This window comes from Acinetobacter sp. YH12076, from assembly GCF_013419525.1.
GTDB lineage: Bacteria > Pseudomonadota > Gammaproteobacteria > Pseudomonadales > Moraxellaceae > Acinetobacter > Acinetobacter amyesii.
This window is the reverse complement of the sequence record NZ_VOZY01000013.1, coordinates 1-17,868: the sequence shown is the minus strand read 5'-3', so window position 1 is coordinate 17,868 and position 17,868 is coordinate 1. Positions and strand designations below refer to the sequence as shown.

22 protein-coding genes are annotated in these 17,868 nt (G+C 40.7%); 14 read left to right on the top strand and 8 right to left on the bottom strand.

Features of this window, described 5'->3' with window-relative positions:
• The first annotated feature begins 56 nt into the window (after positions 1-56).
• Positions 57-1,088: a tRNA dihydrouridine(20/20a) synthase DusA gene (dusA, locus tag FTU22_RS13030; RefSeq protein ID WP_180094846.1), complete on the top strand. Its 1,032-nt coding sequence runs from the start codon at positions 57-59 to the stop codon at positions 1,086-1,088.
• A gap of 118 nt (positions 1,089-1,206) precedes the next feature.
• Here the strand turns inward: dusA and FTU22_RS13025 are convergent, their stop codons facing one another.
• Both FTU22_RS13025 and coaBC read right to left on the bottom strand, forming a co-directional pair.
• Positions 1,207-1,725 carry an Asp-tRNA(Asn)/Glu-tRNA(Gln) amidotransferase subunit GatC gene (locus FTU22_RS13025; RefSeq protein WP_180065618.1) on the bottom strand — a complete coding sequence of 173 codons (519 nt, stop codon included), beginning with the start codon at positions 1,723-1,725 and terminating at the stop codon, positions 1,207-1,209.
• A 391-nt stretch (positions 1,726-2,116) separates the two neighbouring features.
• The gene (gene coaBC / locus FTU22_RS13020) at positions 2,117-3,388 is read right to left on the bottom strand and encodes a bifunctional phosphopantothenoylcysteine decarboxylase/phosphopantothenate--cysteine ligase CoaBC (RefSeq protein ID WP_180059448.1); all 1,272 of its coding nucleotides are present in this window, start codon (positions 3,386-3,388) and stop codon (positions 2,117-2,119) included.
• A gap of 112 nt (positions 3,389-3,500) precedes the next feature.
• Here coaBC and radC point away from each other — a divergent pair, with 112 nt between their 5' ends.
• Positions 3,501-4,202 (top strand): DNA repair protein RadC, encoded by a 702-nt coding sequence (radC, locus tag FTU22_RS13015; protein ID WP_180008987.1) that lies wholly within the window; start codon positions 3,501-3,503, stop codon positions 4,200-4,202.
• 75 nt (positions 4,203-4,277) lie between these two features.
• Positions 4,278-5,189 carry a bestrophin family protein gene (locus tag FTU22_RS13010; protein ID WP_078191309.1) on the top strand — a complete coding sequence of 304 codons (912 nt, stop codon included), beginning with the start codon at positions 4,278-4,280 and terminating at the stop codon, positions 5,187-5,189.
• 96 nt (positions 5,190-5,285) lie between these two features.
• On the opposite strand, the gene FTU22_RS13005 is transcribed toward FTU22_RS13010, so the two are convergent.
• The gene (locus tag FTU22_RS13005) at positions 5,286-6,137 is read right to left on the bottom strand and encodes a PHP domain-containing protein (protein ID WP_180094844.1); all 852 of its coding nucleotides are present in this window, start codon (positions 6,135-6,137) and stop codon (positions 5,286-5,288) included.
• A gap of 44 nt (positions 6,138-6,181) precedes the next feature.
• On the opposite strand from FTU22_RS13005, the gene FTU22_RS13000 reads away from it, so the two are divergent.
• From FTU22_RS13000 to mnmC, 4 genes are read left to right on the top strand one after another with little or no spacing between them, the layout of a single operon-like run.
• Complete coding sequence (locus FTU22_RS13000; RefSeq protein WP_078191311.1) at positions 6,182-6,793, top strand: inner membrane-spanning protein YciB; 612 nt, start codon at positions 6,182-6,184, stop codon at positions 6,791-6,793.
• 28 nt (positions 6,794-6,821) lie between these two features.
• The gene (locus FTU22_RS12995) at positions 6,822-7,124 is read left to right on the top strand and encodes a YciI family protein (protein ID WP_180094842.1); all 303 of its coding nucleotides are present in this window, start codon (positions 6,822-6,824) and stop codon (positions 7,122-7,124) included.
• Positions 7,125-7,129: 5 nt separating this feature from the next.
• Positions 7,130-7,645 (top strand): hypothetical protein, encoded by a 516-nt coding sequence (locus FTU22_RS12990; RefSeq protein WP_180024579.1) that lies wholly within the window; start codon positions 7,130-7,132, stop codon positions 7,643-7,645.
• 37 nt (positions 7,646-7,682) lie between these two features.
• Positions 7,683-9,638, top strand: coding sequence for an FAD-dependent 5-carboxymethylaminomethyl-2-thiouridine(34) oxidoreductase MnmC (gene mnmC / locus FTU22_RS12985; protein ID WP_180094840.1), 1,956 nt, complete (start codon positions 7,683-7,685; stop codon positions 9,636-9,638).
• 34 nt (positions 9,639-9,672) lie between these two features.
• Here mnmC and FTU22_RS12980 read toward each other — a convergent pair whose 3' ends face one another.
• A complete protein-coding gene (locus FTU22_RS12980) occupies positions 9,673-9,987 on the bottom strand; it encodes a rhodanese-like domain-containing protein (protein ID WP_180024581.1) in 315 nt (104 codons plus the stop codon).
• A gap of 92 nt (positions 9,988-10,079) precedes the next feature.
• On the opposite strand from FTU22_RS12980, the gene FTU22_RS12975 reads away from it, so the two are divergent.
• The 3 genes from FTU22_RS12975 (at position 10,080) to FTU22_RS12965 (ending at position 11,732) form a co-directional block, all read left to right on the top strand.
• A complete protein-coding gene (locus FTU22_RS12975; protein WP_078194203.1) occupies positions 10,080-10,568 on the top strand; it encodes a YajQ family cyclic di-GMP-binding protein in 489 nt (162 codons plus the stop codon).
• Positions 10,569-10,595: 27 nt separating this feature from the next.
• Positions 10,596-11,099, top strand: coding sequence for a DUF4442 domain-containing protein (locus FTU22_RS12970; protein ID WP_180094838.1), 504 nt, complete (start codon positions 10,596-10,598; stop codon positions 11,097-11,099).
• A 132-nt stretch (positions 11,100-11,231) separates the two neighbouring features.
• Positions 11,232-11,732, top strand: a complete 501-nt coding sequence (locus FTU22_RS12965) for an ester cyclase (RefSeq protein ID WP_180094836.1) — start codon at positions 11,232-11,234, stop codon at positions 11,730-11,732.
• Positions 11,733-11,798: 66 nt separating this feature from the next.
• On the opposite strand, the gene FTU22_RS12960 is transcribed toward FTU22_RS12965, so the two are convergent.
• The 3 genes from FTU22_RS12960 to FTU22_RS12950 are packed head-to-tail and all read right to left on the bottom strand — an operon-like array spanning position 11,799 to position 13,568.
• The gene (locus FTU22_RS12960; protein ID WP_078191328.1) at positions 11,799-12,218 is read right to left on the bottom strand and encodes an acyl-CoA thioesterase; all 420 of its coding nucleotides are present in this window, start codon (positions 12,216-12,218) and stop codon (positions 11,799-11,801) included.
• A 21-nt stretch (positions 12,219-12,239) separates the two neighbouring features.
• Positions 12,240-12,671: a thioredoxin TrxC gene (trxC, locus tag FTU22_RS12955; protein WP_078191319.1), complete on the bottom strand. Its 432-nt coding sequence runs from the start codon at positions 12,669-12,671 to the stop codon at positions 12,240-12,242.
• Positions 12,672-13,568 (bottom strand): alpha/beta hydrolase, encoded by an 897-nt coding sequence (locus FTU22_RS12950; RefSeq protein WP_078191320.1) that lies wholly within the window; start codon positions 13,566-13,568, stop codon positions 12,672-12,674.
• A 124-nt stretch (positions 13,569-13,692) separates the two neighbouring features.
• Here FTU22_RS12950 and FTU22_RS12945 point away from each other — a divergent pair, with 124 nt between their 5' ends.
• From FTU22_RS12945 to FTU22_RS12930, 4 genes are all read left to right on the top strand, one after another.
• Entirely contained in the window at positions 13,693-14,028 is a 336-nt protein-coding gene (locus tag FTU22_RS12945) for a TIGR01244 family sulfur transferase (RefSeq protein WP_180094834.1), read from the top strand.
• Entirely contained in the window at positions 14,021-14,443 is a 423-nt protein-coding gene (locus FTU22_RS12940; RefSeq protein WP_180094832.1) for a beta-lactamase hydrolase domain-containing protein, read from the top strand. Before FTU22_RS12945 ends, FTU22_RS12940 begins: the two co-directional genes overlap by 8 nt.
• 203 nt (positions 14,444-14,646) lie before the next feature.
• A complete protein-coding gene (locus tag FTU22_RS12935; RefSeq protein WP_180094830.1) occupies positions 14,647-15,828 on the top strand; it encodes a hypothetical protein in 1,182 nt (393 codons plus the stop codon).
• An 85-nt stretch (positions 15,829-15,913) separates the two neighbouring features.
• Complete coding sequence (locus FTU22_RS12930; protein ID WP_180094829.1) at positions 15,914-17,293, top strand: dihydrolipoyl dehydrogenase; 1,380 nt, start codon at positions 15,914-15,916, stop codon at positions 17,291-17,293.
• 230 nt (positions 17,294-17,523) lie between these two features.
• Here FTU22_RS12930 and FTU22_RS16375 read toward each other — a convergent pair whose 3' ends face one another.
• On the bottom strand, positions 17,524-17,700 hold the full coding sequence (locus tag FTU22_RS16375) for a hypothetical protein (protein WP_257223001.1): 177 nt from the start codon (positions 17,698-17,700) through the stop codon (positions 17,524-17,526).
• Positions 17,701-17,868 lie beyond the last annotated feature (168 nt).

Sequence of the window (17,868 nt, the reverse complement as noted above, 5' to 3'; positions counted from 1 at the left end):
CTTCACCATTTTCCATTTCGTTCTTCCATCTTGTTCTTTTAAGGCGTGTTTTTTTAATGACTGATCTCCAACCCATTGAAAATAAACTTCAACCACGAATTAGTGTTGCGCCAATGATGGATTGGACGACTCGTGACTATCGTTTCTTTGCACGCTTGTTTAACCCTAATGTGATTCTCTACACCGAGATGGTCACCACAGGTGCGATATTATTTGGCGGTGCGAATCGTCATTTGGACTATAACAACGAAGAACACCCGATTGTGTTACAGCTTGGTGGTTCAAATCCCAAAGATTTAGCGACCTGTACCAAGATGGCACAGGACTGGGGCTATGATGAAGTAAACCTCAATGTCGGCTGTCCGAGTGACCGCGTTCAGAACAATAAAATTGGCGCATGCTTGATGGCAGAGCCTGATTTGGTTGCAGAATGTATTGCTGAAATGCGAAATGCTGTTGATATTCCAGTGACCGTGAAACACCGCATCGGGATTGATGACATGCAGTCTTATGAAGAAATGCTACATTTTGTCGATACCGTGGCAAAGACTGGCTGTGACAATTTTATCGTGCATGCGCGTATTGCCCTGCTGCAAGGGTTGTCGCCAAAAGAAAACCGTGATGTGCCACCTTTACGTTATGAAGATGTTTATCGTCTGAAACAAGAACGTCCAAATTTATTGATCGAAATTAATGGCGGGGTGAAAACCTTTGCTGAAACGCAGCAACATTTACAACATGTTGATGGCGTGATGATTGGCCGTGAGGCTTATCACAACCCGTATTTATTGGCTGAGATCGGTCAGCTTTGGGATCTCGAATTACCCAACCGTTTCGATATTATTGATCAGATGCTGCCATATATTGCGAAACGCATGGAAGAAGGTGCACCGCTTTCTATCATTACCCGTCATATTTTAGGTTTATTCCAAAACCTACCGGGTGCTCGAAAATGGCGTCAGGCTTTAAGTGGAGGTAATGCCAAAACCTTTGCCGATGTGGAAAATGCCATCCAAAATATTAAGTATGCAATGCAACGTACAGAAGACTATTTACGTGATCATCCTAAAGTCGTTTTAGAAGATTAATCCTATAAAGTAAAAGCCCGCTATTTTGCGGGCTTTTTTATTTTCACGCCTCACAAAATACGTGTTTGGCAACATCGTCACAACTCAGCAAAATCATCAAAGCAATCACAATCATCGCTCAATGACTATTGATCGTAATGTTCCCTTTGGGAAAAGGCTCATCATCATCGGTCCATTGATAATCGGATGGATCTTCTTCCTCACGTAAACCCACATAGCTCTCAGGCGCCGATGTAACAGGTTCAACCTCCTCGGTTGGTTGTTCCAATTCCTCAACCAAATGATTCAACTCTTGATCTAACTGCGCCTGATACTTTGCAATTTCAGCTTCGTCAATGAAGGCAAATTGTTCTTCATCTATTTTCCATGCATAGCCTTGCAGGTCTTTGTAAATATCGACCAAAACAGTATAAGGCTGACCATCGTATTGCAACGTCGCCTGAGCCTTAAAGCTTAATCCCTTACGCTCTAATACTTTTATATTTTGAATCCGTAAATGGTACTGCCGATAATCTGGATTCTGATCAAACTCGTGTTGCATCTGCTGCTCAATCTGCCGAGATAATTCATCTGTCGAGACAAAATAGCTACAACCAGCCAAACTCAACAGTAAAAAAATGGTGAGCCATCGAAACATATTGCATCCCCCATGATGCATTTATTCTTGATGAAAAAGTCAGACCGTTCACAGATTGCGATCCAAACATTCCTCATTGTTTGCTTCATAATAGCCAATAAAACACACAGTACAAGCCAAATTATCAAGATTTCTCAATTTTATATTTAATTTTGATATCAATCACTTAAATTGCATTTTTGCTGTTTTAAAACACTGACAGCTTTGGTCTTTTGCTGACATATTTTTGTTGAAAATGACCATTTTGGTAGTGGTTTCCTAGCCTTCATATTTTCAATATGAAATCGATCCTATTGTGATTTATTCAATATAAATCCTGAAATAAAACATCTTAAATGCGCCATAAAAAAATCCCCGAACATTGCGGGGATTTTTAAGGCATCAACTGAAATTATTCATCGTCCGTTTCAGGCTCATGATGTAGCGCATCATGTATGGCTTCCACCAATTGCTGTGCAATTTCTTGTTTTGACGCTTTCTCTAAATCACGCTTTTCCATTTGATATTGATCGGCGAAGAACACGGTCATGGCATTTTCATCTGAAGCAAAACCAATGTCTTTACGTGAAACATCATTGCACGCAATCATATCGAGTTTTTTTGCCACAAGTTTGCCTGCAGCATACTCTTCGACATTGCGTGTCTCAGCGGCAAATCCCACCATAAATGGACGTTTTGACTGCTGCGCAATTGTTGCAACGATATCTGGATTTTTAATTAAAGCCACATTGAGTTCATCGCCAGCTTTTTTGATTTTATGCTCTGCAACTTCTGCCACGCGATAATCAGCAACAGCCGCTGTTGCAATAAAAATATCACAGCCTTCATCTAACATTTGCAGACTGGTGTCTAACATTTTAATTGCAGACTGCACATTAATCCGTCGTACACCATTTGGTGTATCTAAACTGACGGGTCCAGCGATCAGCGTTACTTTAGCCCCAGCTGCATAACAAGCCGCTGCCAGTGCAAACCCCATTTTACCTGTACTGTGGTTGGAAATATAACGTACAGGATCTATCGACTCACGTGTTGGACCGGCTGTAATCGCCACATGTTTGCCTGCAAGCATGCCAAATTTTTCAGCAATAGCTCGCTGTGCTTGATGAAAATAGGCCGTCACTTGATCCGCTAAATCTTCTGGCTCAGGCATACGCCCTAAGCCCACATCACCACAGGCTTGAGAACCAGCATCGGGCATGATCACATGTACGCCATCTTCAACCAGTGTATTTAAATTACGCTGTGTCGCTTTGGCTGCCCACATTTGCTGATTCATCGCAGGGGCAACCCAGACTGGTGCTTTAGTCGCAAGATAAAGTGTCGAAAGAAGGTCATCTGCTAAACCCACCGCAAATTTTGCCAGCGTGTCGCAACTAGCAGGAGCAACCAATACCAAATCAGCCCAACGCGCCAATTCAATATGCCCCATACCCGCTTCTGCTTCGGGATTGAGTAATTCGGTATGCACAGGGTTGCCTGAAAGCGCCTGAAACGTTAGCGGGGTCACAAAGGCTTGCGCACCTTGAGTCATCACCACGCGCACATCAAATCCGGCATCTTTTAACCGACGGACAAGAATGGCACTTTTATAGGCTGCGATACCACCAGTGACACCTAAAAGAATATTTTTTGTGGGCATTACACTTAAATCAAAGCTCACGAACAGGCTACCTATCTGTTGCAGTGGCGCTCACAATAGCATTAAATATGCACTGACCCAACAATCTGCTGTGAAAAAGCCGATTGACTGATAATAAAAAAGTCTAAGAATAATGAATAATTCAATTAAAAATTGGCCTGAACAAGAGCGCCCACGTGAGCGCCTGATTCATCAAGGCGCACAAAGTTTATCCGATGCTGAGCTACTGGCTATTTTCCTACGCTCTGGTTCCCAGCAGCACTCTGCTGTCGAACTCGCACGACTCTTGATTCAACATTTTGGTCAGTTGCAAGCGCTGATGGATGCGTCACTTGAGGATTTACGCCAGTTTCATGGCATCGGAAACAGTAAATATGCGCAGCTCATGGCGGTAAAAGAACTCGGTAAACGCTATGTGAGTCAACATTTTCAAAATGAAGCCTTGCACTTGCAACACTCTGAACAATTACAAAATTTTCTTCGCTTTGAATTTTTAGCGGAACGTCAAGAAGTCTTTGGCGTGCTCTGTCTAGATGCGCATTTAAGAAAAATAAACTTTAAAAAACTTTTTTATGGCAGCCTCAATACCTGTGAAATTTCCATCAATCAACTGCTGCGTTATGCCATTTCTGAACACGCCAGCAGTATTGTCATTGCACATAATCATCCTTTCGGTCGTGCAGAACCTTCTGCTGCCGATCTTGAATTGACTCGACTCATTCAGCAGGCTTGTCAGCTGGTGGAAATTCGACTGATCGATCATTGTATTATCTCAACAGAAGGGAGTTTTTCCTTTGCTGAACATGGCTTGCTCCAAGCACACTCATCTGCATGAAACAGTTATTGACAAGTGCTTGAGCAAACCCGAAGATCATCATAATTTTTTAAAACTAGAAATTATCATTCGAACATGATCGTCCGTGACCAACCGAGTATTTTTAAACTGCTATTTTCTTGGCGAGGAACGATTTTACCTAAGGTTTTACCGCCGCTCGGGATCGTTATGTTGCTGTCTGCCATTGTGGGCGGCTTATCCTATGTCGATATCTTCCATTTTACCGAATTTCCTTTGGTCGGCTTTACCCTGATCGGTGTTGTGTTGTCGATTTTCTTAGGCTTTAAAAACTCAGCCTGCTATGACCGTTGGTGGGAAGCTCGGCGTTTATGGGGCATTTTGATTGCCAATGCACGCCATTTTGACCGTGACTGCCGTTTACTCAGTCAAGGCCGTCGTGAACGTGTGATTCAACATGTAATCGTCTTTGCCAACGTTTTACGTGACCGACTCCGCCATCAAACCGCCAATCCCACTGAACTGGTTGAAACCAGCGGCATGAGTGCGAATGCCATCACCCAGTTATACCAACAGGCCAATGCACCGCAGTACACGTTGAGTTTGATTCAATGGGAGCTAATGCAAGCGCTCAAAGATGGTGAGATTTCAGATATTATTTATACCCAGATGAATCAGCATGTGATGGAGCTCAGTACCGTACAAACCGGCTGTGACCGTATTGCCACCACGCCATTACCGTTTGCTTATTCGGTCTTGCTGAATCGAACCGTTTATTTTTTCTGTTTTGTCTTACCCTTTAGCTTGGGGTCTACTTTAGGTCTAGCGACTCCCCTTTTGGTCGGGATTTTGGCCTATACCTTTTTAGGCTTAGATGCACTAAGTTCAGAGATAGAAGAACCCTTCGGTACACAAAGTAATGACCTTCCATTGGACTCGATGGTGCGTACTATTGAAATTGAACTTCTTGGAACTTTAGGAAAACCCACCCCACCACCGATTCAAGCCAAAGATCATAATTTACTTTAATTAATCAATGCGTATAGACCCTCGCTTACATAGCCTTGCCGTACACTTTTTTGTACATCGAAAATATGTAAGTGAGAGCAATCATCACGTAAGGATTTAAACAAAGCTCTCCCAGATTCCAACTTGCCCCTCTTTCACTCGAGGAATATTGCCGAGTTTAATCCACGGCATATTGTCACCATGAAAATCACTGCCAACAGAAACTTTTAAGTTAAAGGCAGCAATCATACGATCTACCATTTGACGAGTCGATAATGGCTCAATTGCCGGTGGTAATTCCACTGCATCACCGCCCGCTTCAGCAAAGATTTCAATCAAATAACGAATATTGGTCGCAGATAAATCATAACGCGTCGGATGCGCCAACACTGCAAAGCCACCACTGGCATGAATCACCTCAATGGTTTCAGCAAGACTCGGACCTTCAAATTTTACAAAGGCTTTTTTGCCTTCTTTAATATATTTATCAAAAGCTTGTTGTGGACGCGCAACCACACCCTTTTCCACCAAAGTTTTGGCAATATGGGTACGTGTTACCCGATCTGGAATATGGTCGACCTTGGCAATCACATCGCTATAAATATCTTGACCGATTAACGGTATCAGTAAGTCACAAATCTGCCGAGCACGTTCCGCTCGAATACGCTTTTGATCCATCAATAAGGCTTGTAAGGGCGCAGGATTTTGCATATTTAAAGCGACGATATGCACACCATAACTTTTTTTGGTCGCAGGTCTCGACCACTGGCTAGAAATCTCCACGCCAGAGATTAATTGCAGCTTTAATTCATGAGCGACTTGCTCTGCAGCCAACAATCCGTCCATTGTATCGTGATCAGTCAAAGCCAGCGTATGAATTCCAATAGCACTTGCGGCCTGCACCAAAGCCTCTGGTGACAAAGTACCATCAGAAATATTACTGTGTGTATGTAAATCTACGCCTTGCATCTCTATACTATGTCATTTATTTGATCAGATTTAGATACTCTAACATGAAAGCACTTTTAGACTTTGTGCCACTCATTATTTTCTTTTATTTATATAAAACTGTAGATCCAAAAGATACGCAGCACCCATTATTACAATTGATTGGTTCTGCTGGGGGTGTCGATAACAATAACATTCTTGTGGCAACATCAGGTCTCATCATTTCCATGCTTGTGGTTTATGGTGCATTGTTTGTCATGCAAAAATTCCGTCTAGATAAACAACAATGGATTGTGTTGTTCATGACCGTGATTTTTGGTGGTATTACCCTGATGTTAAGTGATGATTTTTATATTCGTTTAAAAGCCGTTTTACTGAACTTAGTGTTTGCTGGGGCGTTTTTACTTTCTCCACTATTTAGTAAAGATAAGAAACCACTCATCGAACGTTTATTTGGTCCAGTCTTAAATTTAACCGCTGTCGGTTGGAAACGATTGAACTATGCATGGGCTGCAATGTTCGTGGTGATGTCATGTTTACACACCTTTTTCGCTTATTTGTTTGCAGACGGAAAATATTGGGGTGAATTCACTGCTTTTGGTGACATGATCGTGATGTTTTCCTTTATCATTATTCAGTTTATTGTATTACGTAAATACTTTAAGACCTCAGAATAATCCATTCGGTCAAAAATCAGGAAAAGTCATGCCATTATTCGTCGTAAGCTGTACAGATAATGAAGGTACAGTAGAAAAGCGCCTTGCAGTTCGCCCTCAACATCTTGAACGTCTACAAAAACTCAATGATGAAGGTCGTCTGATTGTTGCAGGTGCCATGCCTAAAGATCCGGCAAACCCGCAAGCTGGTTTTTACGGCAGTACGATCATTGTCGATTTTGATAGTCGTGAAGCCCTAGACCAATGGTTGGCAGATGAACCTTTCCTCAAAGAAGGGGTTTATGGCCAAATTGATGTCAAACCATTTAACAAAGCATTTCCTAAAGGATAAGGTTCATGCGCGTCGTTGTTTCTAGTTTACTGGGCTTATCTTTAATTTGTTCAACTGCATGGGCTGAAGAATCGGCTCCTGCACCTGCTGTAGCCCCTGCTGCTCAAGCAACGACTGCAACACCTCCTCCCAATCCTGTGCCGCATACCATTCCTGCCAATAAACCGGGCATCATTAAAGTGGCGGCAACCGTCAATCCTAATGGTCAACCTCAAGATGCAAATCCATTGACCATTGAGCAATTGGCAAAAAATAAAGCGCTACAAGATGCCAAAGTCAAAGCAATGGTCAAAGACCAATCTGTACGCTTACAACAGCTAGAAAAAGCTAACCTTGAAGCCTTGGCGCAAAACCAAGAATTACAACTTAAAAATGATAGCTTGGGCGTACAAGTACAAGTGCTACAAAGTGAACGTAGTGCGCAGATGTTTTTATATGGTGGGACCACACTAGGTGTTGGCGTGATTTTAGGTTTCTTATTGGCCAGTTACGTCTATACCAAACGTCGTCGTCAATGGTAATTCGTTTTTCTACTTCAATTTATAGGTTGCTTGAGTTTTGTCAGGTGCAATTCAGACTGCCGATCTCGATTGGCAAATGATCGATGGCATTGATATTCCAGTGTCTAAACAGTTTGGTGATGTGTATTTTTCGAAGGATAACGGCCTGCTCGAAACACGTCATGTGTTTTTAAAAGGGAATGACCTCGACACTCGCCTCGCGGCACTGACTGATTTTGAATATTTCAGTGTCGGCGAAACAGGTTTTGGTACAGGCTTAAATATTTTGGCCCTGTGGCAATTATGGCAACAGGTTCGTCCAGATAATCACAGTCATCTGCATGCCATTTCTGTAGAAAAATTCCCTTTATCTAAAGCAGACCTCATTCGTGCATTAAATGCATGGCCTGAATTACAACCTTTGGCACAGCAACTGATTGCGCAATATCCTGAACCTATTGCGGGATGTCATCGACTCAATTTTCCAGAAGAACGTTTTTCAATTGATCTTTGGTTAGGCGATGCACATGACGTTTTTCCGGTCATGGCAAAAACTGCTACGGTCAATGCATGGTTCTTGGACGGTTTTGCACCCGCCTGTAATCCTGACATGTGGGAAGAAAACGTACTCAAAAATATCGTGCGTCTATCGGACATTGGGACGACCTTCGCCTCATTTAGTGTGGCAGGTGTACTGAAACGCGGCCTACGTGAGCATGGTATTACCATTACACGACCACGTGGCTTTGCGCATAAGCGTGAAATGCTCAAAGCTTTTTGGCTCGCACCTGAAAAGTTAGATGATCAATCCGTAGTTGCTGACATACCCACCTTAGACGAAAAAAAAAATCCTGAAATCCCTGTAGGTCATAAGCCCCGTCAAATCGCGATTATTGGCGCTGGCATCGCCGGTTTAAGCTGTGCTTGGGCATTTGCTCAACGTGGGCATCAAGTGCGTATTTACGAGAAATCAGCACCACTCAGCGGTGGATCGGGTAATCCTCTTGCCCTACTCAACCCTAAACTCTGTCCAATTGAACAAAGTGCTGAACATTTGATGACCTTGAGTTGGTTATATGCGCTCAAGCATTATCAAAACTTCAAGGCATTTCGTCCCTTACAGATTCACCAATCTATTTTAAAAAATAAAGCAGAACACCTAGATTTAGCTCAAGCTTATCCTTCAGAGGTATTAGCTGCTGAAGAAGGCACGCTAAATCAATTAGCCTCAACATATCCAACCTTGCTCCTCAAACAAGCAGGCGCAGTCAGTCCACATCAGCTTCGTGACCAAATCTTGGCGCATCCACACATTGAATTGTTACAAGCAGATATTCAACGCATTGAGCAACAACAAAATGGCGTTGCGCTATTTACAATGGATCAGCAGCTTCCATCTGCCGAGCATGTCATTCTCTGTGCGGCACGTGACAGTATGCGGCTACAAACAGATTATCCAGAGCTGCGTGCCATTCGTGGACAAGTCAGTTGGTTGAACAACCCCGCTCAACAAATGGATATGCATACAGCCTATAGTTATGGGGGCTATTGTATGCAACTGGATGCCGAACAGATGATTATGGGCGCGTCATTTTATCCCGGCCGTGATGACACCGACGTTCTCACAGAAGATCATGTGCATAACTATGAACTTATCCACAGTGTGTTCCCTGACTTTGCAAAAACCTTAGCACCGATTGAGCAATGGCAAGGACGTGCCGCAATTCGCGCACAGACAAAAGACTTTTTCCCAGTAATTGGTGCAGTCCATGAAGATCAGCAAATTTATAGCTGTAGTGGACTCGGTTCTAAAGGTTTCCTGTATGCCCCGCTCTGTAGTGAAATCATTGCCGCGCTGGTCTTAAAAGAAGCCTGCCCTATTCCAACACAGCTACTCGATAAAATTCATGCAGCACGTTTTATACGACGCGCCAAAGCCAAACAAAAAACTAAGAAGCCTTATTTTCAGGGTCAGATGCCGTCATCTCCACCTCAAAAAAATAACCTGCAATAAAAAAGCGCCTTTCGGCGCTTTTTTTGATTCGATCTCATTTCCCTTGTTCCAAAGGAAGACCGGCATCACGAGCAGCACGCGTGCCGCCCATTAAGATTACATATTCACGTGAGCTGTCAAAACCCTCTAGTAACTCTGCTGCACGTGGAGCTTTACTTCCGCCACCACATAAAATGTAAATGGGTTGATCCGTTGACACCTGAGTCAGTGCATCTGATGACAATGCGTTGATCGGTCGGTTAACCGCACCTTTCAGATGTGCTTCAGCATAAGCACTTGCATCGCGAACATCCCAGATAATCGAGTCTTCTGGGAACTCAAATGTTGTAATTTCTTGTTTACGGATCATTGCACACTCCTTTTGATGTAAACAACACTTGGCAAATGAAGAAAACATCCCTAGCATCTCAGATATTCTTTCCCTTTGTAAAGGTCTAATCTATGCCTTCTTTTGATATTGTTTCCGAATTAGAAGTTTTTGAAGTAAATCATGCAGTTCAAAACACGCAAAAAGAAATAGCGACGCGTTTTGACTTCCGTGGTCAAGACGTTTCAATTGAGTTAAATGAGAAAAATAAGGAAATCAAAATCTCAACAGAAAGCGATTTCCAATGTGAGCAAGTGTATACCATGCTCGAAAATCATTTCTTCAAACGTAAAGTAGACATTCAAGCACTCGATCCACAAAAAATGACAGCTTCTGGTAAAAACGTTATTCAAGTGATCAAACTAAAAGACGGTCTTGACTCTGATACTGCAAAAAAAATCAATAAAGCCATTAAAGAAAGCGGCATTAAAGTGCAATCTTCTATTCAAGGCGACAAAATTCGTGTGACTGACAAGAAACGTGACACTTTGCAACAAGTGATGGCGTTCTTAAAAGAGCAACAGTTTGGTGTGCCGCTTCAATTTAACAACTTTAAAGATTAAGGCAGCACAACTGCCATTGAGGTCAATATGGCACGTCCAAATCGTCTAAATAAACTGGTCAAAGCAAGCTCTAAATTACCCAAAGGTATTCAAAGTCGTTTGCTCAGTCGAGCTTTTGGTCGTGTCGTGCCCATGGTTGGAACAGCTAAGATCCAATATCAACATGTCAGCCCTGAGCGTGTTGAGGTGAGCATCGCCAATCATAAGGCGATGCAAAACCATATCGGGCAAGTACATGCCTGTGCCATGGCACTGATCGCAGAAACAGCCACAGGTTTTGTCACAGCAATGAACGTCCCTGATAGCGCCATTGTCCTGATTAAAAGCTTCAAAGTTGATTTTAAACGTCCAACCCAAGGTGGGATGAAAGCCATCGCAACGCTTACACCCGAACAGCAACAACAAATGCAAAGCACAGAAAAAGGTGAAACCTTAGTACAGGTCTTAGTCACCGACGAAACTGGTGAAGCACCGATTCAATGCGAAATGCTTTGGGCTTGGGTGGCAAAATCCGCTCTGAAAAATAAATAAATGTAAATAAAACTTACTTTTAGGTAAGTGTAAGTTTTACCAAATTTCAGCAAAATCAAGACTGTTTTTTACTATTTATACGCCCTAATTCCGCTCAATATGCTTGCACGACACAAATATATTGAGCACTTTATGAAAAAAATCATTCCCCTTTCATTCATCGGCATGGCGGTTTTTTTAACTGCATGTCAAAGTAATATTCCTGCAACGCCAACGACTCCAAATCAAGCGGCTGATAGCAATATTCAAACCAGCCAAGCGGCGGAAAATAAGAAAATCGTGATTGATTTTTATGAAGGTGTCTTTCTTAAACATCAGGTTAAGACATATGCTGACCGATATATTGGCAATCAATATATTCAACATAATCCGCATGTACCTGATGGCAAAGCGCCTTTTGTCGATTATTTCACCCAGTATTTTAAACAAAATCCTGAAGCAAAAAACCAGATCAAACGTGCTGCTGCCGAAGGTGATTTGGTCTATTTACATGTGCACTCTATGCAAAATAATCAAGACCGAGGAGAAGCCATTATTGATATCTTCCGTGTTGAAAATGGCAAGATCGTCGAACATTGGGATGTGCAACAGAGCATTCCTGAAACCAGTGCCAATTCAAATACAATGTTCTAATTTCTCAGTCACTATTCATAAAAAAGCCACTCGATTGAGCGGCTTTTTTATTGCGTCTAACTTTAATTAAGCTTGATCTGCAGCAAATTTAGCTTTTGCATCCGCAGGAATTTGACGCTTAGCACCTTTCACATCCACAGCGACAAATGTAAACACACCTTCGGTTACGCGAATAGGATCTCGTGAGCTGTCATGACTATCCCAAACTTCAATCTGCATTTGGATAGAGGTATTACCCACTTTTAAAATTTTGGTATATACACTGATGACATCTCCGACTTTCACTGGAACGAGGAAGGTCATTTGGTTAATTGAAATCGTTGCACAGCGTCCTTGACTGAAACGCTCTGCGTGAATTGCACCGGCCAAGTCCATTTGTGACACGATCCAACCACCGAAAACATCACCACTCCAGTTGGTGTCTGCAGGCATCGCGATGGTTTGTAGGGAAAGCGTTCCTTCAGGTTTTACATGAGTTTCTGACACTTTAGCTCCTGGCGCTGACATTTATTGAGGTAGATTTAACTGCTGGTTGAGCCATTGTTGTAACTCACCAGCACGCATTGCACCGCTTATTCTAGCAATTTCGTTGGTTTTATTCATCAAAACCAGTGTAGGAATACTGCGAACATTAAATGCACCGCTCAATCGAGGGTTTGCTTCAGTATCAATTTTGGCAAAAACCACCTTCGGATTTGATTTTGCAACTTGTGCAAAGTGTGGCGCCATCATCTTACATGGGCCACACCATTCAGCCCATAAATCAATCAGCACAGGTAAATCACTATTGCTAATAAAATTTGCAAAGTTCTTTTCATTCAACTCGATGGGAGCCAATGGAATCAATGCTTGATGACATTGACCACATGCAGGTCCAACTTCGAGTTTTTCTTCAGGTACACGGTTTTTTGCACCACATTCAGGACACACAACGATCATTTAGCTGACTCCAACATGTTGATGTAAAAATTCTAATTGGGTTGCCATGGCTTTTTCAAACCATTGCCCATGATAAATATCAAAATGTTGCATTTCCCACTCATAATATTGCACATATGGTGCAATATTTGTCGCAGTTTCTCGGCTTGATTCGATGGGAATCAAACTATCTTCTTTGGCTGCAATAAAAAGTACTGGTATGCTAATTTTCCGGACATCCAAAATTGGACGATAACGGATTAACTTAAAAAAGGCCCGAGCCGGAATTTCGCCACTCCAATAAAAATCAGGATTTACAATCGATAAGTAGCCCGCATAACTATCTTCAGACTGTAAAAAGCACAATCGATGTGGATCGACTACAGGCAAAGTCGTTGGACTCATCCCAACTTTAGACCCCATATAGTCCTGACTCGATAATTTTAACGCTTTGGGTAATTGCTGTAGGGGATACAATTTTGCACTTTCAGCGCCGTCGACAAATGGTACTTGTACCATTACTGCTTTAATATTTTTAAGCTCTGCCGCCAAACTAAGTACATAGCCACCACTCAGCGATGTTCCCCATAATACAATGCGTCTCGAATCAATCGATTTACGCTGCTGTAAATGATCGATCATGGTCCGCCAATCTTCAAGTTGAGCTTTAAGGTTTACTAACTCTCGCGGACGCCCCGTACTGCCACCCCAATAGCGATAATCAAACAATACGACAGCATAACCCGCTTGTACAAAGCGCTTTGCATATTGCACTAATTTAAATTGGCGTAATGCCGCTAAACCATGTGCCATGAGAATTACTGCAGGTTTTTCAACAGATTTTGGACGATAAAAGTCAGCAGCTATAACATCTTGTCCGCTTTTGACATACAGTGGTTCGACTGTATAGGCGTGCATACGCGCTCCATTGCGTTATTTTATGGTTGTAATCGCTTATAAAAATTTAAGAACATTCTGCTCAAGTTTGTGCTTAATGCTATCATAAAGCATAAATCTATGAATTAAATTATGGAGTGACTCAATGAGCGAAAATGTTGGTTTTGCAGGTCAAATCGGCCCAGAACATGTAGTGCAAGTGGTTGAAAAAGGCTTTAAATCGATTATCAATAACCGCCCTGACATGGAAGGTGGTCCGGAGCAACCAACCAGTGCTCAAATTGAAGAAGCAGCACGTAGCGCTGGTTTAGACTATGTTCATCAACCGGTTGTTGCGGGTCAAATTTCTGAGCTAGATGTCCGTAACTTTGCTAATCATTTTAATGAATTGCCAAAGCCAGTTCTAATGTTCTGCCGTACAGGTAACCGTTCAAATAACCTATATCAACTAGCAAAACAGATGGATCTTTTGGATGACTAAGGCTTTCATTCAAAAAGCTTTATTGATCGCAACATGCATCTTTTCGGCACCCACATTTGCTGATAATAGCAGTCAGCCCTTAAATGCAAATTTAAGTGTCTCTGGGCAAATGACCACAGATAAATTTTCAAGTTTACTCAAACACCTTAAATTTAAATCTGTGATTGTGAACCGACCAGATAATGAGGCGGGCAATGAAGTGACTGTTTTACAGTTACGAGGCATTGCTGAAAAGTCTCATGTGAGTGTTGTGTATCAACCTGTGCAAAGCGGTAAAATTTCTCAAACAGACGTGAAAGAATTTGCCAAATATTATAATGAGCTTCCTAAACCCATTTTGATGATTTGTCGTAGCGGTTCTCGTTCGACATCTCTTTTCAATCAAGCTAAGGCTCAAGGTTTGCTCAATGAATAAATTCGTGTTTACCGTTTTATTTACAACGTTGTTGCTAACAGGGTGTAATTCTATGAATGTACGTCCAACCGTTGGTGTAAGTGTCGGGACTACACTATAAAATGACGAATATAAAGATGGCGCTATTTGCGCCATTTTTTATGTGTGGTATCTTTACGCAATATAACTTTTTCTATACATAAATAACTATTTTGGGGTACTTCATGAAATTCGTTCAAGGGACACTTGTACTTACTTTAGCCGCTATACTTACAGCTTGTGGTGGTGGTGGTAGTGATGGATATTTTAATAACGAAGGAACAGATTCCTCTAATCAAAACAATAACAGTGGTGGTACAACAACCCCAACTGAAATTGCAAAAGCACAGTTAGATATTCTAAAACGTGAAGGGCAATATTTATTCGGTAATTATGATCCTAACGATGCATCAACAGCAAAAGGCTATATTGATCATTCAATGGATACATTTGCGCAAGGTCCATTACAAATAGCTCTAGATGCAAAAAAATTATTCGACAAAGATAAAACGGCATTTTTTTATCGTGAAAAATGTATGGATTCAGGTACATATGCAAATACAGGTTGTTATATCCTTTTTGGTGACGAACAAATTAAAATTGCGCTAAATAGCGTAAATCCTCAAAAATATAATAACTGGGACTTTGATGTTAATGATGATGAAGTTTCAGGTATGAAACTATCACAAGAACAAATTGATGCATTTACTGGAAAAACGATGATTATCATTTTTGATAATCGCAATACTGATAAAAAATATAATGATATTTGGGTTACTGGTGTATTTGGCTACCCTTATAAACAAAGTTGGGGTTTAAGTCAGACAGAGCAGTTAAGAATCGTTTCAATGAATGAAACAGATAGTGAATATCAAGTAACATTAACATATGAAGACGAAACCACTGAAACTAAGGGTGCGTTAAGCATCTATAAAGACCCAACATCAACAGATGGGGAACTGTTTGTATTACAAAATAACTCGTCATTTGATGTTCTAACAAATGACAACCCAAATACACCTGAAGTCGAATCAGTTTCTTTCACTATTAATTCATTGCCAGGGAATCCATCTACTCTTGCTACTTATCGAATTAAATCTAATTCCGTGCAAGTATTAGATATCCCAAGCATTTCAACAATTTCTGGTAGTCGAATAGAAAATGAAACTCCAAATTCAAATTCCCAAAATTTTTCTGGAAGTATTTATTTAGAAGGTACTAATATTTTTACATTTAAAAATTCTTTAAATGGCACAGTACTCAAATTTAAACATATTTTCAATAATATTACTTTTGAAGGACAATCAGTGAATAATAACGGCGTTATTACAACAACTTTGAGCCAACCAACATCCATTAAATATTAATATGTAAGTATTTGAAATAAAACCTTCCTTATGGAGGGTTTTTTTATATATTTAATTATAATTATTTAAAATGAAATTTAGAAAAATGTACGACATCATCATTATCGGTGCAGGAACAGCAGGCATTTCAGCCTATAAAGAAGCAATCAAAAAAACACAGAATATTCTTATCATTAATGATGGTCCTTGGGACACCACCTGTGCACGGGTCGGTTGCATGCCAAGTAAAATACTCATCTCTACTGCCAACCGTATGCACGAAATTGGAAATGCTGATAATTTAGGGCTAGATGTCAAAAGTGAAATTGATACCTCTAGCGTCATGCAACATGTTCAAACTTTACGTGATCGTTTTACACGAGCCACTTTAAAAGATGTTGAAAGTTGGCCAAGCCAACATAAAATTTCAGGAAAAGCTGAATTTATTAATTCAAATACCATTCAAGTAAATAACCAAACATTTAAAGCAAAATCATTTATCCTTGCAGTAGGTACAACGCCTACTATAGATACAGAACAAAAACAAATATTAGGCGATAAATTAATTACATCAGATCAGATATTTGAATTAGAACAACTACCAAAATCTGTCGCAGTTATTGGAAGTGGCGTGATCGCTTTAGAATTGGCTCAGGCTTTAACACGGCTTAATGTAAACACCACTGTTTTTGCACGTAGTCGAAAAATTGGCTCATTGACTAGCCCCATATTACAAAAGCTCGCACAGGAAGAGTTAAGTAAAGAATTAAAGCTAAAGTTTGAAATTTTACCTGAACATTACTCTCTTGAAGGCGATCTAGTTCATTTAACCTATACTGAAGAAAACGTACAAAAGTCGCTACAAGTTAACTATGTTTTAGCTGCAACTGGCAGACGTACATTATTAAATACCTTAGGTTTAGAACGTATAAGTGCAGAATTTAAAGATATTAAAAATTTACCGATCAATCCGCATACAAAGCAACTAGCTGATTATCCTATTTTTATTGTCGGTGATGCACATACCAATACCCCTATCCAACACGAAGCAGCTCATGAAGGTAAATTTACAGTACAAAACTGTTTAAACTTTCCACAAATTAAATCCATCAAGACGCTAACCCCTTTAGGCATCTTATTTTCTACACCACAAATGGCAACTATTGGTCAAAGCTATAAGCAACTACAAGATAAAAACACAGAATTCGTCATTGGTTTCGTTTCTTACGAAAAACAAGGTCGTGCGATTGTTGCTGCTAAAAATAAAGGGGCTGCCGAAGTATATGTGGATACAATTAACCATACACTATTAGGAGCTGAGCTATTCTGTGCAGAAGCTGAACATTTAGCACTTTTACTAGCTTGGATGATTTCAGAAGAACTAAGCATACATGAAATTTTGGATAAGCCTTTCTATCATCCAACGTTAGAAGAAGGGTTAAGAACAGCATTAAAGCATGCAAGACGACAGCTCAATCAAGCTTAGTCTATAAATGTCTCAGGGAGTATAGTAACCACTCATATTCCCTGAAGAAAACCCTGCGATAAAAGCATATTCGATATAAAATTGAGTCAGATTCAATCCATATAAAACCAAACAAACCACTACAAAGACCACCAATGCTGACATCACACGCGCAGCTTTATGTTCTGCCTGATTATATTTTGATGTTTGAATTACCACATTTTAATTTATTTCGATTGATATAAAACTGCTTAAAAATAGGCAATCGAATAATCAAAAATATGCATCAGCACAATACCTATAAACCAATGCAAACCTGCAACCCAATAATTAAATAACAAATGCTGTGGATGCATGACCACACCGATCAGAATCAGCGATAAGACTAAATTTAACAGTAAGTAGTTCGGATAAAATTTTCTGTACATCAAGAGTTTATAATTATTCTATGAATGATTTCAGACTATATCTTTTCTCCGCACATAAAAAAACACCCCCTGCACTAGTCAGGGGGTGTTTCGAATAATGAGCTGGCGATGACTTACTCTCACATGGGTAACCCCACACTACCATCAGCGCTAAGAGGTTTCACTTCT

Bases quoted from the DNA above. Each gene is read 5' to 3' on its own strand.
- dusA (WP_180094846.1), top strand. From the start codon at position 57: ATGACTGATCTCCAACCCATTGAAAATAAACTTCAACCACGAATTAGT.
- FTU22_RS13025 (WP_180065618.1), bottom strand. From the start codon at position 1,725: ATGTTTCGATGGCTCACCATTTTTTTACTGTTGAGTTTGGCTGGTTGT.
- radC (WP_180008987.1), top strand. From the start codon at position 3,501: ATGAATAATTCAATTAAAAATTGGCCTGAACAAGAGCGCCCACGTGAG.
- FTU22_RS13010 (WP_078191309.1), top strand. From the start codon at position 4,278: ATGATCGTCCGTGACCAACCGAGTATTTTTAAACTGCTATTTTCTTGG.
- FTU22_RS13005 (WP_180094844.1), bottom strand. From the start codon at position 6,137: ATGCAAGGCGTAGATTTACATACACACAGTAATATTTCTGATGGTACT.
- FTU22_RS13000 (WP_078191311.1), top strand. From the start codon at position 6,182: ATGAAAGCACTTTTAGACTTTGTGCCACTCATTATTTTCTTTTATTTA.
- FTU22_RS12995 (WP_180094842.1), top strand. From the start codon at position 6,822: ATGCCATTATTCGTCGTAAGCTGTACAGATAATGAAGGTACAGTAGAA.
- FTU22_RS12990 (WP_180024579.1), top strand. From the start codon at position 7,130: ATGCGCGTCGTTGTTTCTAGTTTACTGGGCTTATCTTTAATTTGTTCA.
- FTU22_RS12980 (WP_180024581.1), bottom strand. From the start codon at position 9,987: ATGATCCGTAAACAAGAAATTACAACATTTGAGTTCCCAGAAGACTCG.
- FTU22_RS12975 (WP_078194203.1), top strand. From the start codon at position 10,080: ATGCCTTCTTTTGATATTGTTTCCGAATTAGAAGTTTTTGAAGTAAAT.
- FTU22_RS12970 (WP_180094838.1), top strand. From the start codon at position 10,596: ATGGCACGTCCAAATCGTCTAAATAAACTGGTCAAAGCAAGCTCTAAA.
- FTU22_RS12965 (WP_180094836.1), top strand. From the start codon at position 11,232: ATGAAAAAAATCATTCCCCTTTCATTCATCGGCATGGCGGTTTTTTTA.
- trxC (WP_078191319.1), bottom strand. From the start codon at position 12,671: ATGATCGTTGTGTGTCCTGAATGTGGTGCAAAAAACCGTGTACCTGAA.
- FTU22_RS12950 (WP_078191320.1), bottom strand. From the start codon at position 13,568: ATGCACGCCTATACAGTCGAACCACTGTATGTCAAAAGCGGACAAGAT.
- FTU22_RS12945 (WP_180094834.1), top strand. From the start codon at position 13,693: ATGAGCGAAAATGTTGGTTTTGCAGGTCAAATCGGCCCAGAACATGTA.
- FTU22_RS12940 (WP_180094832.1), top strand. From the start codon at position 14,021: ATGACTAAGGCTTTCATTCAAAAAGCTTTATTGATCGCAACATGCATC.
- FTU22_RS12935 (WP_180094830.1), top strand. From the start codon at position 14,647: ATGAAATTCGTTCAAGGGACACTTGTACTTACTTTAGCCGCTATACTT.
- FTU22_RS12930 (WP_180094829.1), top strand. From the start codon at position 15,914: ATGTACGACATCATCATTATCGGTGCAGGAACAGCAGGCATTTCAGCC.
- FTU22_RS16375 (WP_257223001.1), bottom strand. From the start codon at position 17,700: ATGTACAGAAAATTTTATCCGAACTACTTACTGTTAAATTTAGTCTTA.